The 16,466-nt window shown below is 52.3% G+C and carries 13 protein-coding genes; 4 read left to right on the top strand and 9 right to left on the bottom strand.

Going from position 1 to position 16,466, the window contains the following annotated elements; genetic code table 11:
• The first annotated feature begins 353 nt into the window (after positions 1-353).
• The gene (locus tag SPI6313_RS02530) at positions 354-803 is read left to right on the top strand and encodes a response regulator (RefSeq protein WP_217650476.1); all 450 of its coding nucleotides are present in this window, start codon (positions 354-356) and stop codon (positions 801-803) included.
• Here the strand turns inward: SPI6313_RS02530 and SPI6313_RS02535 are convergent.
• From SPI6313_RS02535 to SPI6313_RS02550, 4 genes are all read right to left on the bottom strand, one after another.
• Positions 800-1,504 carry a sulfite exporter TauE/SafE family protein gene (locus SPI6313_RS02535; RefSeq protein WP_072619574.1) on the bottom strand — a complete coding sequence of 235 codons (705 nt, stop codon included), beginning with the start codon at positions 1,502-1,504 and terminating at the stop codon, positions 800-802. The two genes, SPI6313_RS02530 and SPI6313_RS02535, sit on opposite strands and share 4 nt — an antisense overlap.
• Positions 1,501-2,040, bottom strand: coding sequence for a DOMON-like domain-containing protein (locus SPI6313_RS02540; RefSeq protein ID WP_072619575.1), 540 nt, complete (start codon positions 2,038-2,040; stop codon positions 1,501-1,503). The genes SPI6313_RS02535 and SPI6313_RS02540 overlap by 4 nt, the downstream gene beginning before the upstream one ends.
• On the bottom strand, positions 2,037-3,167 hold the full coding sequence (locus tag SPI6313_RS02545; protein WP_217650477.1) for a phosphotransferase enzyme family protein: 1,131 nt from the start codon (positions 3,165-3,167) through the stop codon (positions 2,037-2,039). Before SPI6313_RS02545 ends, SPI6313_RS02540 begins: the two co-directional genes overlap by 4 nt.
• 130 nt (positions 3,168-3,297) lie before the next feature.
• Positions 3,298-4,956 carry an iron uptake porin gene (locus SPI6313_RS02550; protein ID WP_175551047.1) on the bottom strand — a complete coding sequence of 553 codons (1,659 nt, stop codon included), beginning with the start codon at positions 4,954-4,956 and terminating at the stop codon, positions 3,298-3,300.
• 894 nt (positions 4,957-5,850) lie between these two features.
• On the opposite strand from SPI6313_RS02550, the gene SPI6313_RS02555 reads away from it, so the two are divergent.
• Positions 5,851-8,565, top strand: a complete 2,715-nt coding sequence (locus SPI6313_RS02555; RefSeq protein ID WP_072619577.1) for a DNA methyltransferase — start codon at positions 5,851-5,853, stop codon at positions 8,563-8,565.
• 37 nt (positions 8,566-8,602) lie between these two features.
• Here the strand turns inward: SPI6313_RS02555 and SPI6313_RS02560 are convergent, their stop codons facing one another.
• From SPI6313_RS02560 to SPI6313_RS02575, 4 genes are all read right to left on the bottom strand, one after another.
• Complete coding sequence (locus tag SPI6313_RS02560; protein WP_072619578.1) at positions 8,603-9,139, bottom strand: tetratricopeptide repeat protein; 537 nt, start codon at positions 9,137-9,139, stop codon at positions 8,603-8,605.
• A 61-nt stretch (positions 9,140-9,200) separates the two neighbouring features.
• Positions 9,201-9,923: a phosphate ABC transporter permease gene (locus tag SPI6313_RS02565; RefSeq protein WP_072619579.1), complete on the bottom strand. Its 723-nt coding sequence runs from the start codon at positions 9,921-9,923 to the stop codon at positions 9,201-9,203.
• Positions 9,924-9,933: 10 nt separating this feature from the next.
• Positions 9,934-10,761: a 4-hydroxy-tetrahydrodipicolinate reductase gene (gene dapB, locus SPI6313_RS02570; protein WP_072619580.1), complete on the bottom strand. Its 828-nt coding sequence runs from the start codon at positions 10,759-10,761 to the stop codon at positions 9,934-9,936.
• A gap of 50 nt (positions 10,762-10,811) precedes the next feature.
• Positions 10,812-11,396, bottom strand: coding sequence for a MiaE family protein (locus tag SPI6313_RS02575; protein WP_217650478.1), 585 nt, complete (start codon positions 11,394-11,396; stop codon positions 10,812-10,814).
• A 296-nt stretch (positions 11,397-11,692) separates the two neighbouring features.
• On the opposite strand from SPI6313_RS02575, the gene SPI6313_RS02580 reads away from it, so the two are divergent.
• A complete protein-coding gene (locus tag SPI6313_RS02580; protein ID WP_072619581.1) occupies positions 11,693-12,472 on the top strand; it encodes a metallophosphoesterase family protein in 780 nt (259 codons plus the stop codon).
• A gap of 437 nt (positions 12,473-12,909) precedes the next feature.
• On the opposite strand, the gene SPI6313_RS02585 is transcribed toward SPI6313_RS02580, so the two are convergent.
• Complete coding sequence (locus SPI6313_RS02585; RefSeq protein ID WP_072619582.1) at positions 12,910-14,730, bottom strand: DUF8201 family protein; 1,821 nt, start codon at positions 14,728-14,730, stop codon at positions 12,910-12,912.
• Positions 14,731-15,180: 450 nt separating this feature from the next.
• Here SPI6313_RS02585 and SPI6313_RS02590 point away from each other — a divergent pair, with 450 nt between their 5' ends.
• Positions 15,181-16,449, top strand: a complete 1,269-nt coding sequence (locus tag SPI6313_RS02590; RefSeq protein ID WP_139276462.1) for a hypothetical protein — start codon at positions 15,181-15,183, stop codon at positions 16,447-16,449.
• Positions 16,450-16,466 lie beyond the last annotated feature (17 nt).

Raw genomic sequence — 16,466 nt, forward strand, 5'->3', positions numbered from 1 at the left:
TCCCACTGAAGCCAGCCTTCATCATTCAGAACCGGGTAGGGATCAAGGTGTAGTACAAAAAACAACGAAAAACAAAGGCTTTGAACTCCCTGATTTCACTACTGGGCTACCACAACCCACCATCGCTAGATGACTGATCATGCTTAGGGGATGGCCTCTCTGAGAGGCTGTTTGAAACGTCAAACTCAGATCCAAATCATGAGCTTCACTCAATGAAAACAAGGGGCTTAAGCCCCTTGCCTTGCTATTCAAGACACGTTTTAAACAAGCTCTGATGCAATGATTCAGAGTCCACTTGTTTCGCCTAACGCTGTCCTCCACTCTGGGCCTTAACCACCATGGACTTAAACACCATGTCAACACACCCTAAACACATTCTCATTATTGATGATGAAGCCGATATCCGTGAGGTTGCCGCGCTCAGTTTACAAGTCATGATGGATTGGACTGTGACAGCGGCGGCTTCGGGGGTCGCCGGTATTGATGTGGCGATCGCTGAACGCCCCGATGCCATTTTGCTCGATGTAATGATGCCGGAAATGAATGGGTTTGTCACCCGACAATACCTCGCCCAACACCCCGACACCTGGGATATTCCGGTCATTTTCCTCACCGCCAAACTTCAATTCCAAGAACACCGCCACGATCGCGATCTGAACGTGGCGGCCATTTTGCATAAACCGTTTGATCCGACGGAACTCGGTCTTCAGATTTCCCAAGCGGCGGGCTGGAACCAATCAGCAGACTTGAGCAATGCGGTTCATCTGCCGATCGCTGCCTCAGCCTTTGCCTCGCGGGCTTAACGGTAGAGCAACAAGCCACCGAGGAGGATCAAGAGAATGCTAAGACCCCGCTCAAACTGTTGGGGGTGGATGTGGCGATTGATCCACTGGCCACAGTACAACGCAACGATGGTGCTGGGGATGGTGGTGAGGTAAAGCTGACCAACGGTGGCTGTCCATAGACCGCTGAAGCCTTGGGTGAGGGCGATCGCGATGCCTGTGGGCAAAAAATAGCCCTGGAGTGTGGCGCGAAAGCGTTGGGGCGGCCAATGGTTCATGATGCCGTAAAGAACAATCGGGGGGCCGTTGGTGTTGTACGCGCCGCCCAAAATCCCGGCACAAATGCCAAAGGGATAGGCCCAATGGGAGGATTTGAGGGTGGGGAGGGGCCAGCGAATCAGGCGATAGAGGCCAAAGAGGATTAAAAAGAGACTGAGTCCGGTGGTGATCCAGGGGGTGGGGGCGATCGCAACCATCCCCACCCCCAGAGGAATCCCGATCCAAGTTGCCACCACTAAGCGCCACACCGCCTGAATGTCGATGGCTTGCCACCCTTGGAGGACGATAACGCTATTGATGGTGAGGGCAACCAGGGCAAAAAGAGGCGAGGCGGTTTTGAGATCGAGCACGAGGGAGAGTAGGGGCATCGCCACCAGAGCACTTCCAAAGCCAAAGCTGGACTGCATCAGGATGGCGATGAAAAAAATCGTGGCGATGGTCATTCGGGCTGAAGGGCGATCGCAAAACCTTGGCGATTGTGAAAATCAGGAATGGGAGCCGGATGGGTCAAGGCCCAATAGGAACAGGTTCCATCCTGGGTTTGCAGAACGGTGGTGATGCCGAGGTGAATCGGTTGATGGGCCGGTAAGAGATGGGCTAAATCGAGGGTGAAGGTGAGGAGAAAACTCTGATCTTGGCGATGGCTTTGGCTGACGGGTGGGGCGATTTGAGGCTCAGGGCTGATGCTGGCGCGGTAGTTGGTGAGATGGTAAAGATTCCAATGGCCGGCGGGGGATAGATTGAATTCCCAATAGTTATCGTGCTCCGGGCGGCTAAAAAAGGCTTCAAAACAGGTGGATTCCCAAAGGCGATCGCGCCGCTGCGGATCATGGTGGGGAGAGGGCAGAGATACTGTTTTTAAATCCCCTTGGAGATGGTAGGTAATCGAGAGTTGACGCGCACGGTAGGAAACAGTGCCATTGAGGCTCAAGGGTCGGGGGCAAGGGTCAAAGGGATGGAGGGTAAAAAACTGGGTCATAGGAGGGACTGAATTAGCGTCGAAACGTGACGAATTTGGGCTTCAATACTGGCGGTGAGTTGGAATTGCACCAAGGCTCGCCGTAGATTGTGGGTTGAGTCAAGGGCTTTAAAATAGCGATTTCCGGCTAGGTAGTCCGTAAAAAAGCGCAGACCGAGTTCAAAGGCAATCAGCCGCATTGCATCATAAAGATAATGGCAATCAGCGGGGGTGAGGCTGTCGTGGGCAATGTCGAGATAGCCTTGGAGAATGATTTGGGCGCGATCGCAATCAAACTCCACCGTTTCCCAGGCTGCGGTTTCTTCCCCCAATGGGTTACAGCCCGATCGCAAACAATCCCCTAGATCGTAATGAATTAAGCCCGGTTTTACCGTATCGAGATCCACGAGGGTAATCGCTTGGCCTGTCGTCGGATCGAGGAGGAGATTATTCACCTTCGGGTCACCGTGAATCGGTCGGAGGGTCAATTCGCCGCGAGCTTTGGCGGTTTCGAGGATGGGTGCGATCGCCCGGTGTTTCGCAATGAAACGATGGCAATAGTCCAATTCCGGCGACCGGGGCGGGGCATTGTGGGCGGCCACTTGGTCATAGGTGGCCAAATACAGCGGCGTGATGTGAAAACCGGGCAAGGTATCGGCCAAGCGATCGGGCGGCACAGCCTGGATGAGGCGATGAAATTGCCCCAACCCGTAGCCCACTTCATAGGCTTCGGTGGGGGTTTCGATGCAGTCTTTAGCGATACCGTCGATGAAGGCGATCGCTCGCCACACTGACCCCTGAGCATCTTGATAATAATCCCCGCCGCTTTGGGTCGGCAGCACATGGGGCACTTCCCAGCGTCGCCCTGGGGGCAAGGTTTCACCCTGTAACGCCGTGGCCATCGCTGCGGTGCAGATGCGCATATTCGCCATCACCGCCGCCGGCTGCTGAAACACCCGCGTATTCAACCGCTGCAAAATAAAGTGATCCGCCTGGGGATGCTGCAAGCGCACTAAAAACGTGTCGTTGACATTGCCACTGCCAAAGGGACAGACCGACTCAATCGCGCCGGGGGCTTGGAATTGATGAGCCGCAGCATCGGCAGGGGCGATCGCATCGGACACAGGGACACACTCCAAAAAAATCAAAGATGTTCAGCATTGTCCCACAGCCACGGTTTATCCTGACCGCAGCCCAAGAAAACACCCTCCAAGCATCAGGCGTGCAGGGTGTTCCGAAGGAGAGGATTGAGAATGCTTCAGAGCAGCGATCGCGCCTTTAGAAACTAAACTGAGCGCGGAGGTTCGCCACATAAACATCAGGATTAGACCCAAAATTATTCGGGTTATTAATCCAGAAGAACGACGGAACCAGGGCGATATTATTCGTCACCGGATAGAAGTAGTTCGCTTCAAATTCGTATTGAATCCCGCCATCCCCTGCACCAGAAACGATGAACTCACGCCCATCGAGCACAGAAAAGGGAATCAAATAGGAGAAAGTGAGCAATGAACCTTCTTTGCCCAGGTCAGGGAAGGCGAGACCGGCTTGCACCGCTTGGCCAATGATGTGACCATCGTTGATCGTCGGGTTGGCGGGGGTGACGTGGACTTTCCCATAGGTATAGCGGCCAAAGAGTCCGAGCCAATCCAGGGGTTGCCAGTCGAAGTTAAAGCTGTAGGTGTCAGCATTGCCATCGTTGACATTGCCGTCCGCACCATCATCAGCTAACCCGTACAAGGGTTCACTCTGACCCCCTACGCCGAGAAGACCTCCCACCGCATTGAGGCGCGATCGCGTATACAAAAACCGTAAATTCAGGTCATCCAGCGGCGAATAGGTCAACTCCCCGCTAATCGTATAGGTCCCCGCAAACAGCCCCTCATTGGCATTAGCCGCCGTATTGAAATTCGGGCCCGATAAAAACTCCGTACTTTCGCCCAAATAGCCCACATTAAACTTCAGCTTGTCGCTCAAGTTCAACAACGCCACAGCACCCGCCCCACGATCGAGGGTATTAATCAAAGAGCCGCCGCCAGAGTTAAAACTATCCGCACCTTTGAAAATATTGCTGTAGCGGTTGCCATCAAAATAGCGATACCAGTTGATCCGTGGCCCCACCACCAAGTGCAGCTTGTCGTTAACCGGGAATTGGTAGAACAATTCACGAATCCGAACTTCATTATCATTGCCGCTATTTTGGTCAGTGAACGTGACCCCCCAGGTATTAAACAGCCCCGCCGAAACAAAGTTATTCGCCGGCCCGCGACCATTCCCCACCGCCAACTGCATCGCGAGGTTGTCTTTCCCAGTGAAGGAAGTACTAAAGTTCAACCAGGTCAAGTATTGGAAGGTCAGTTCTGGATCATCGGTGATCGTGCGGCGTGTGGTTGCGCCCGTCGCATCCCGTGAAGCATTAAAAGGGCTGGTTCCTTCGGCGAGAATATTCCCCCCAGACCATGCATTATTCAGGTGCATGAAGACATTACCACGCAACTTTGTAGTGGTGGAGAATTGATTGTCTTCGAGGAATTCAACGCGGGATTCCAGATTATCAACCTTGGTGCTGAGCATGGCGAGTTCGGCTTCAAACTCCGCCATTAATCGCTCGACGGTTTCGAGATCGGCGCGAGTGACAAAATCTGCGCTGGTTTCCGCGATCAGGCGCTCAATCTGTTGCAAGCAGGCATTTAAACCGGCGGCAAACTCGTAGCGGGAGAGGGAGCGGTTACCCCGAAACGTCCCATTCGGATAGCCAGCGATACAGTTGTAACGCTCAATCAAGTCACTCAAGGCAGAATAGGCCCAATCCGTTGGCGAAACATCACTCAGTTCCGAAACACCTCGCACCTGGGACATTGCAGAGGTTTGGTTGAGCGCTTCGATATCCGCTAGGACATGACTCGGATTCGCGTGAGCAGCGCTATTGTCTAGCATGGCGAAGGAGAGGGTAGTTGCGACCCCCAACAAGCCAGATAGCAGTCCATAGCTTGGAGCTTTGTTCATCATCTCACACCATTAACAGGAGTATCAAAAAATACTGAGGCGTAAGCAAATTAACAAAGATTTCTAGTAGCTAATGTAGTCTGGAATACAGGTTTAATTTTGAAGATGTCAAGCCTTGATGATTTTTATGAAAAATTTGCATACTTGGGGCGATGCGGGTAAACGGTAGAATGATGCAGAAATGAGGTGCTGATTTGGGTGAGAGTAGGGCTAGGACATTGACTGAACGCCAACGCTTCTAGGGGCCTTTGTGATTTGTCCATTTGGCTGTGCATTCTGATTGCATTGAGTCCGGTTTTAGGGTATGTCGAACGATGGGATTCGCCTCGATCGCTTGGGCGATTTTGGGTGTGCCCTGGAGCACAATTTCTTCATACTGTGCTTGACTATGGCAATCCTATTTGATTTATGAACAGGCAAGGGGCTTAAGTCCCTTGTTGATAAAGTGGGATGCTCCCCCCTAAAAATCTATAGTTTGTCGTGCGGGCATCTTGCCCGTTGGGATCAGAAAAAATAGGGAGCAGGCTGCTCCCACCCCATCAAAATCAAGATTCTGCTGTACATTTCAACGTTTGTCCTGTACTCAGATTGGTGAGTTTTGAGGAGATGGCGATTGATATTTAATTGATATTTAGTTGATATTTATCATAACAATGAGGGGGGGGATGGGTTGATTCTCAGCTATTGGGAGGGCGATCGCGTCACGTTGGCCAGTATTACCAGTATTAATTTCTAGTGGGGCGATCGAGGAATTTTACGAAGAGATTATTTTCGAGCCATCCCCTGATCCGGTTGTATGATCAGAAAAAACTCACGGGACTTGTCATGACCGCCACCCCTGAATCGCTTCAGACGTTTGTCAAATTCTGCGAAGACTACATCACCGGACGAGAGCGCGGCGAAGCCCAGACATTCCTAAACGAATTTTTTCGAGCGTTTGGCCATGAGGGCGCACGGCAAGCCGGAGCGACTTTTGAGGAAGCGATCGCATCTGGTAGCAAGAAAGGAAACACCGGGTTTGCAGACTTGATGTGGAAGCCGAAGGTGTTGATCGAGATGAAAAGCCGAGGGGTGAATCTCAAAGAACACTTTGCCCAAGCCCGCGAATATTGGGTGCAAGCCGTTCCCAACCGACCCCGCTACGTCATCCTCTGCAACTTTGACGAGTTTTGGATCTACGACTTTGACCAGCAAGTGAGTGAACCGATGGATCGTGTGCCATTGGTAGAGCTACCGCAGCGGAGCGGTGCATTCACGTTCATGGAATATGGCCAGGGATTAGCTCCCGTTTTTGGCAATAACCAAGTTTTAGTGACGGAGAAAGCAGGCAAGCGGATGGGGGAACTGTTCATTGCCCTAGCCGAACGGGGAGAGCGCACGAAGCAGTTTGACCGCCTGACCGCCCAACGGTTTACATTGCAATGTGTGATGGCGATGTTTGCCGAAGACCGGGGACTACTGCCCACCAATATGTTTGTGTCCTGTGTGCAGGAATGTCAGGATGGCGGCAGTTCTTACGATGTGATTGGTGGCCTATTTCGGGAGATGAACACCCCCGGCATCACCCCAGCCGGACGCTATCAAGGGGTGGACTATTTCAACGGTGGACTGTTCTCAACGATTCATCCGATTGAGTTGGAGCAGAAAGAGCTTTCAATTCTGCGTGACGCAGCACGGGAGGATTGGGGAAAAGTCAGACCCGCCATTTTCGGCAGCATCTTTGAGAACACCGCCAACGCCGAAGAACGCCACGCCCACGGGATGCACTTCACATCCGAGGGCGACATCATGAAAATTGTCGGCCCCACCATCAACCAATATTGGGAAGACCAAATCGACGCGGCGAACAGCTTGGAGCAGTTGGAACAGATTGCGATCGCACTCTCGGAGTATCGCGTCCTCGACCCCGCCTGTGGCTCTGGTAATTTTCTCTACATGGCCTATCAGGAGTTGAAGCGTATCGAGTTTGAGTTGGGGCAGAAGATTAAGGGGTTTGGCGGTATGCCTCGCGAGGGATTGGTGACACCGCTGCAATTCTATGGCATCGACATCAACCCGTTTGGGGTGGAGTTGGCGCGGGTGACGTTGATGATTGCGCGAAAGATGGCGATTGATGAGTGGGGGATGGGGGAAGATGCTTTACCGTTGAGCCAGTTGGATCAGAATATTGTTTGTGCTGATGCGTTGTTTACGGAGTGGCCGGCAGCGGATGCGGTGATTGGAAATCCGCCGTTTTTGGGTGGGAAAAATGTCCGCATGACGTTAAATGATGACTATATAGACCAAGTATTTCGGGCTTTCCCTGATGTTAAAGATTCTGTTGATTTTTGCTCCTATTGGTTTCGTTTAGCGCATGACCATATCTCTACTAAGGGCCGTGCAGGTTTAGTCGGGACGAACTCAATTAGTCAAGGAAAAAGCCGAACTGCATCTCTGGAGTACATTGCCACCAACGATGGTTATATTCACAACGCTATTTCTACCCAGGAGTGGAGTGGGGCTGCTGCTGTTCATGTGAGCTTGGTGAATTGGGTCAAACAAGAGCCAGACGAATATCGACTGGATCAGAAAGTCGTGCAACGGATTAACACTTCACTCACAACCTGCATTGATGTCACGGGGGCAGCACGGCTTAAAAGCAATCAAAATTATTCTTTTCAAGGAGTGATTCCAGTCGGTAAAGCTTTTTACATCAAACCCAAACAGGCAGAAGCATGGATAAAAGCTGATTCAAAAAACAAAGATGTTTTGAAGCCCTCAGTATCAGCTAGTGATTTAACAGATTGTATTAATGGCAGTCCTAAGCGTATGATCATTGATTTTAATGATATGTCGATAGAAGATGCAAGATTTTACAAAGCTCCATTTGAGCATATTAAAACTTATGTAAAGCCAGAACGCGATAAGAATCGTAGAATTGTAACTCGTGAAAATTGGTGGAAATTTGGTGAAAAGCGGCCAGCTATGCGAGAAGCGATCGCGCCACTCTCTTGCTACTTTGCAATTCCAAGACATTCTAAATGGTTTATTTTTTTACCTTGTCACACTGATTGGCTTCCGGCTGATTCCACAACAGTAGTAGCTTCTGATGATTTCTACATCTTGGGCATTCTTACCTCAGATATTCACCGCCAATGGGTCAAAGCCCAAAGCTCTACCCTGAAGGGCGATACCCGCTACACTCACAACACTTGCTTTGAAACCTTCCCCTTTCCCCAGACCGCCACAGTCAAATTAACCGAAAAAATCCGACAGGCTGCGATCGCACTCCACGAGTACCGCAGTGATCGTATGGAAAAAGAGAAGTGTGGCATCACCACGCTCTATAACAACTACTTTCATGAACCCACCAGCAAACTCTCAAAACATCACAAAAAGCTCGATGCACTGGTGATGAAAGCCTACGGCTTCACCCCCAACGACGACATCCTAGAAAAACTCCTCACCCTCAATCTAGAACTCGCCGCCAAAGAACAACAGAAAGAACCCATTATCGGGCCATGGGCAAGCGATCGCCCCCCCGTGAAACAAGGGGCCTAAGCCCCTTGCCTAGTTTAGCCTTGCCCGTGCTAACGATTTAACTCGTAGGAGCGAGGCGTTTACGCATCGATTCGGCGCGTTTTTTGGCGATCGCATTATCGGGGTCAAACCCTAGCACCTGTTCGTACACATTGAGAGCTTGGGCGACGAGTTTTTTCTTTTCGTAGACATTTCCTAAATTATTCAGGGCGATCACATAGTCCGGGTAGAGTTTGATCGCTTCCTTGTAGTTGCGAATGGCGAGATCATATTGCTCTTGGGCAAAGTAGGCAAACCCCATCGCGTTGTACATCAGGGCGATATTTTCGGATTCCACCTCTTCTTTTTCCGCAGCTTTTAAGCCCCGTTGAAAGACTAAAACTGATTGGACATAGAGTTTTTTGTCTAGGCATAGGCTGCCGAATTCGTAATAGTCTTTGGTGGTGCAGTCGGCTTTCGTGAGGGCTTGCTGGAGGGTTTCAAAGCGGCGTTCTTGCTGACGAGTGCGCCAAATTTGGCGAAAGACAAAAATGGCTGCACCGCTGACTAAGACAAACAAAATCAGAATATAAAGAGTGGGTAAAAATTCGTTCATGGTCACAGTAAAGGGGAGTTCATTATAGGGGTTTTATGGGGGGTTAGCGGCAATGGGTGGGCTAACGCTCGTCGCGGCGCGATCGGGGTCGAATGGCGCGATCGCGCATGGGGGGACGACGGCGATCGGGGGGTGGGGGAGCTTGGCGGCGGAGGTCGGCGCTGAGGCTGAGGAAAAAGTCCCGGCGCAAACAGGGATATTCGCCCACCCAGAGGTTTTGACTGGGAATATGCAGATCGCTCACCTCTTTGATTTCGCTGAGGTCGGCTTGATTGGAAAAGACGAGACATTCCACCTTTTGCCCCGGTTTGAGCAGTTTATGGCTGCGTCGGAGGGGGGCTTGGACAAGGGTACGGAAGCCGCTGCGATCGCCAATGTCCAGGTTAATCCGCCGCTCGCGATTTTCCACAATCACCAACTCGCCGCGCTGGTTAAAGGTTTCCTCTTCCCGAATCAGGTCTTCGGAGATAAACACATCCAAAATCCGACCGCGCCAAAAGCCGCTATATTTCCAGCGGCGATACTTGCTGTTGCGCAGGCTGGCCCAATAGACCGGGGCCCAGAGCCAATACAGCCCAGCGATGATCCCCAGGAAAAATTTCAAGCCCCCCGCCCCGCCTTGAAACAGGACATTCAATAGCAGCAACGCCACCATCCCAATCACCGAAATCAAGACCCGCCGCACGATGTCTTGAATGCTGCCCCACACGGCGGCATATTGGGCCCCGGTGGCGATCGCAGGCACGAGTTGCTCAAATTTTTCGCGGGTGATGGGGACTAGCATGGGCTAACGATTAGAGGACTTTTTCTAGGCCGTAGACCAAGGTTTTCAATTCCGTCACCTTCCGAATCGCCAAGATCACACCGGGCATGAAGGAGGCGCGATCGGTGGTGTCGTGGCGGAGGGTGTAGAGTTGGCCCGGTGAGCCGAAGAGGATTTCTTGGTGGGCGATGAGGCCGGGGAGGCGGACGCTATGGATGCGGATATTTTCGTCGGCACAACTGCCCCGCGCTCCGGTGAGGTGTTCTGTTTCCTTGACACTGGCGGGGTTGTAGGGTTTGCCCAGTTCGGCGAGCATTTGGGCGGTTTTGATCGCGGTGCCGCTGGGGGCATCGGCTTTTTGGTTGTGGTGGAGTTCGATGATTTCCACATGGTCGAAATATTTGGCGGCTTGGAGGGCGGCCTGTTGCATCAGGATCACGCCGATGGAGAAGTTGGGGGCGACGATCGCGCCCGTACTGGCTTTTTCCGCGAAGGCGGCGAGGTCGTTGAGTTGCTCCGGGCTGAGGCCGGTGGTGCCCACGACGGGACGGACACCATAGGCGATCGCACTGCGCACATTTTCATACACACCATCGGGATGGGTAAAGTCCACCATCACCCCTTGCACCGGCTCTTGGGTCGCCAACACCAGCACACTTTGCAGATCATTTAAAATCGGCACTTCCACCGGCCCACAACCGGCCACAATTCCGGCATCTTCGCCCACCACATCGGGGGAACGATCCACCGCCCCAACGAGGTGCATCCCGTCCGCTGCCATGACGGCCTTGAGCACTTCGCGGCCCATTTTGCCCGCGACACCATTAATTACCACCGGAATTGAAGCTTCAGAGGTCATAGAAGATACGACTCAGTTAATCTGCAAGATTCCATTGTACAGGGGGGCGGCTAGCTATGAATTCGGGGTTCGGGGTGGAGGGTGCTGAGGATCTCACTTTCGGCGATCGCTAATTCTGATAATCGTGACTGCACCACCTCGCGATCAAAATAAGTGTCAGCTAACACCCAATAAATCCCATAATGGCGAGCCTCGGAAGCCATTAAACTCCGGTAAAATTCAGCCAGTTCAGGGTCGGGGCAATGGTCGCCCAAAAGGCCGAGGCGTTCATGCGATCGCGCTTCGATCAAACAGGACACCAGCAGAAAATCCAGCATCCGATCCGGTTCGTTGCGACGAATCAGCGATCGCAACGCTGCGCCATAGGGGGGCGCATTCAACGGCGCGAGGGGAATATTACGGCGATCCAGCCATTGATTGACGAGGGCAAAATGATCCAACTCTTCTTTAGCGATCGCGGTCAGCTTATCTAACAACACCCGGCTGGAGGGGTAGCGAAACATTAAATTCAACGCCGCTGAAGCTGCTTTGCGCTCACAATGGGAGTGGTCGAGTAAAATGGTGTCAAGGTTAGCAATGGCTTGGTCTAGCCAGGCTGTCGATGTTGGGTGCTGAAGAATTTGAATCGTGGTCACGAGGGTTACCGCTGATGCGATGGAGACGGAACGAAAAAGCGACAAAATTCGCGTTTCATTCCAACATAGAGGAATTTTGATAATTTTTGCGATCGTGGACTTAAAAAGAATTCTTCTGTCCTGTGGATGTCGTCAACGTTGTGAACAGAGCCTAAAAATATCAGATGCTCTTGAGTGAATAACCCTTTAAACTTGACAGCACTTGTGTTCCTACTGCCTGCACGGTACTCCCAACGCTTCAAATTCATGTCTCAGGTTGATCTATCGTCATTCCTTGCCCCATCGCTCGAAAATCTATGACCTTTCATCGCCCCAGTTCTGAATCCGAATCCCAACAGCGCCGCATCTTTATCGGAGATGTCCATGGCCATTACGATGCACTGATGATCCTGTTGGAGGCGATCGCGCCTAGCCGCACGGATCAGGTGTATTTTGTGGGGGATTTGGTGGATCGGGGGCCAAAAAGTGCCCAAGTGGTGGAATTTGTGAAATCCAACCGCTATCACTGCCTCTTGGGGAATCATGAACAAATGCTCCTCGATGTGGTAGATGCACGGGGCAACCAAGAGCATTCCCGCCAAGCCTGGCTCTATAGCGGCGGCAACATGACCCTCAACAGCTACGGCTCCAAAGGCGTTTTGCCGGAACATCTAGACTGGATGCGATCGCTCCCCACCCACCTCGACCTCGGCGATGTGTGGCTCGTCCATGCCGGCGTTGATCCCCGCATCCCCATTGAACAACACACCGCCGACCAATTCTGCTGGATTCGCGACGAATTTCACAGCAGCAAAGAACCCTTCTTTAAAAACAAACTGATCATCACCGGCCACACGATCACCTTCACCCTCCCCGGCGTGATGCCCGGCAAACTCGCCCAAGGCCCCGGCTGGCTCGACATCGACACCGGAGCCTATCACCGGCAAAGCGGCTGGCTCACGGGCCTCGACCTCACCCGCGAGCGCGTCTACCAAGTCAACGCCCGCCAACACCGCCTCCGCACCCTCGACCTCGCCGAAGCCACCACCACCATCAACCCCAACCGCATCTTCCCCCGCCGCATGATGATGCGTTGAGCGCTGCAACGATTAACGGGTCTGGTGGGGGCACTGATGGTGTCGGAATTTTATCAAGCCATTCTTGAAGAGGGTCGCCAAGTCCCGCCTGGGGTTTCAACCCCAGGCTAATCGCTGAAGTCGGCTAGAGCTTACGAAAATAGTGCGGGAGTTTTTCCTCTCCGTCAATTGATTGCGGGGATGAAAGACGACACGAGCGACTTGAGTCGCCCTCCTTGGGCGAGTGTCTTGTCTAGCTTAAAAAGGTGAGTTGTTATCCAGAGGAGTGAGCAGAGTCGAACCCCGGAGCACCAGACTTCGACTTCCCTCAGTCTTCAAGTTACTTGCCATCTGAGGCTAGACAGTCCACTAGTCATATCCAAGGATTTAAGGAGTGCGGGCATCTTGCCTGCTGCTCGTGATCCCCATTTTGCCCGCCAGTGGAGGGCGATCGCCCATCAATCCCGGTCAACCCGCACGAATCCCCCGGCGAGGCCCCGTTCTGGAACCCGTAGCCGGATATTTTGATTGGTGAGTTGATAGGTACAGGGGAGCGGTGCATCCCAACATAAACTCTGACCATCTGCCGGGACGAAATACGTCACATCGTTGCTGTGGCGCATGTCCAGATTCCTAAAATCATAATCCTCACTCAAGGCGGGGGGAACGAGCCAATTCAGTTGAATCGCGTGATTGAGCAGGGTATAGGTGGCGCGATAGTGTCGCCCCATCACCCCAAAGGACACCACCACCAAGGCCGCAAAGAAGATCAGCCGCGATCGCCGCTGGGCATGGAAAAATAACCACAGGGCGAAGAGTCCCGTGACGACGGCGATCGCTAAAAATGAAGACGACTGCGGCGCGAGCCAAGCGTTAGCGGTTCCGGCAACGACGATCACGGTGAGCGACCACCAGCGGGATGGTTGTTCGCAGTGACGCGCCAGATAGAATGCCGGTAAGAGGCTGCCATAGGCGGCTCCAAATCGCCAACTGGGTGCAGACGAATAGACATAGACCAACCCCAAAACCCCCAACAGCATGAGGTAGGGTTTGCCGGGAATGGGATACTGACGAGGGTGAGCGAGGAGCAGCCCCAGGGCGATCGCTGCACAGAGGGTTAAAAATATGAATTGACCTTCAAAATCCGTCCAAGGTAGCACCCAATCCCAGGGCTGGGCATCGATGGCGCGATCGCCGATCCAAAAATGCCATTGTTGAATGCTTTGATATTCCCAGAGGGCGATCGCTTTGCCCACACCCCAGGGCAGGTCAAAACAGAGGGCAGGGGAGGGGTAAAGGAGGCAGCCCGATGTAGTGAGGTTGAAGGCGAAAAGGGGCAAGACGAGCAGCGTCGGCAGGGCAACACCTCGGATGATTCGGGTGCGCCAGGGCGATCGCCCCTGACCGAGGTGGAACAGAAACGCCACAAACGCCAAGGGCAGCGCACTGGGTTTGAGGGCGATCGCCAACGCCATGATCAACAGCAGCAGCAGGGACGATTGATCCGCTGGGTGGGCAGGTTGGCGGGCAATCACCAAGATTAGCCAGGCCAGGATGAGGGTGAGAAAGAGCACCGGCTGATCGGGAGAGTTGCCAAAGGGAAGGGTTGACCAAAACAGGGTTGGAATCACGCAGCAAAAGGCGAGGCATAAAAACCAGTCGGTGAAGTGGCTGGTTTGGTTCATGATCCGACGAACAGTGATGGCGATGTGGCAGAGACCCCAACAGAGGACAAACCCGCCGGTGACTGTGCCCATTCGTTCGGTGAAGGGGCCGAAATGAAAAGGGGCAGCAAGGGCATACCAGGAGGAGTTGAGTCCAAAGCGGCTGTGAATCAGTGCAGTGCCGGGGACGGTTCCATAGTCGGAAAACCAGCGGATGATTTGGTAATGGTAGAGGCCGGTATCAAACCAAATGATGGTTTGGGAGGCGAAGAAGGCAACGATCGCACCAAGGCTGAGCAGACCCAGCCGCCACGGCCAGGGGAGGGCGATGATCCGGCACAGAGCCTGGCGCAGTTCCGCACGGCTGGGGGGATGGCGCAGGGCGATCGCCGCCCCCAACAACAGCACGATCGCCCCCACCCAAGGCGTGAGGGGCATCAGCAGGGAGAGGGTGAGCAACAGCCACGGGAGGATCAATAACCCGATCCAGAGGGCGAGGATGAAGCGATCGCCCCGTCGGGGAATCCGCACAATGGTAAAACCGTTCAACACCCTCACCCCAATGCTACTCGCCCCAAACCCTAAAATCAGCCAAGCCAGGAGAAGCGCAACCATAACACAATCAAACCGGGTGAGCGAAAGAGTCCGCCCTTAAGCATATCGTCTCATCTTGGCGGAATGGGCCGAATGGTGCGATCGCATTGTCCTAGGGATCGGTGTGGTGAGGGTCTGTCGTTGTTCACACGTTCCATGGGATACAGCTTGTTTAGAAATCATCACGTCCAGATCAGAAGCCCCTCGCCCAGTGGGAGCTAATCCTGTAGGGGTTTGGGGTGAGGGGAATGAACGAACAAGCTGTATTAAAATGACCCTCCGCATAAAATTTGAGAACGTGACCTAGATAATAAAGCGGTAGCCTCATTGTTTGGGCAGACACCCGCTTTGCTTAACCTGAATGGGTGAGCGGAAGACGAGGAACCCAAAACGATAGGGCATAGGATCGGGGAATGGGGCTAAAAAATCCCTCTTGATTCAGTTTAGTGTTCTAGTTGATAGGGAGTTTAAATGTCTGTGAGCCATGATCGTGAGCTTCCTTGGCCACCTCCTAAGCGTCAAGAGGATTTTGTGACTCAGTTTTCAGAATGTTTGTTTTTTGTGGAGCAAAACAATCGCACGGTTAGTCAATGGGGTGTGGAACTGCGGCTGAAACGAAACATGGTGAAGTTGAGTGCTCAGTATCCGAACTATGGCCGAGTAGATTGGCTCATTTATTTTATTCAGCGGGTGATCTCCAAAACAATGTCGTTCGGGGAACAGTCCCAAGCCCTACGGCATTTATGCTGTTTTTATCAGGTTGATTTTTATTATTTGGCGAAGCAGTGGTGGTTTAAAACGAAATGCCCCCAAGGGGTTTATGCCTGGACGGATTTGTTTGATGCGATCGCAACCCCATTTACAAACTTAGAAAAAGCACAAGTCTCCCTCAAGGACTTTGACCCCAAATACACGACCAAAAGCTATATCAATAAAATCTGTTATCGAGTGGGTCGAGACTGGCTGCGGCAAAAGTTTGGCGCACAGTTTGAAGCACAATTGGGTGCAGTGCAGTTGTTAGGGGATGCACAATCTCCGTCTGACGATGACCGGGCGTGGGCTGTACACCATAAAGCCGAGGAGTTGGCGTTAAAAGAACAGGCTATCCAAGCTGAAATGACTCAGTATAAAGTTGAGCAGCATCGTATTTGGCAGCGTGTTATTCAAAGTCTAGCGAACCTGGAGCAACAGCATCAGGCTCAACAGTTAAAAACCCTGCATCCTAGTCAGTTAACGCTGTGGGATGTGATGTCTATTGGGTATGGATTCAATATCGGCCAGTCCGGTGTGGATCAAATTCTGGCCGGTAATCATCAACGGGTGACCCAAAGCACAATTTGTCGCCGCCTGACATCCTTTAAAACACAACTTTTTTTAGAATGCCTCCATGAGTTTTCCCAGGAAATACAAGAAGGGCTTGGTCATTGTCTACCCAATGATGAAACTCATCCTGATTTTCAAAAAATTGCCAAAGCACAGCATAAAAAACTAGAGCCACTCTTAAGAACCTATTATCAGGACTGGATCTACTCAACTCTAATTAAGCCGAGCCTAACGAACGACTACACTGCAAGTATAACAGTAGAAATCATTACAGAAATAACGGTTGTTTTAAGTCACTGGTTGCAAAAAGAATTTGAACTGGTATTGAATCCAAGCTATTTAAGTAATGGGATGTGCAAAAAAATGCAGGCTGTTCTTGAGCTTTGGGCGCAAAAAATTCGGCAAGAGAATGGGTGATGCCCTTGTACTCGTCT

The organism is Spirulina major PCC 6313 (assembly GCF_001890765.1).
In the GTDB taxonomy this organism is placed as follows: domain Bacteria; phylum Cyanobacteriota; class Cyanobacteriia; order Cyanobacteriales; family Spirulinaceae; genus Spirulina; species Spirulina major.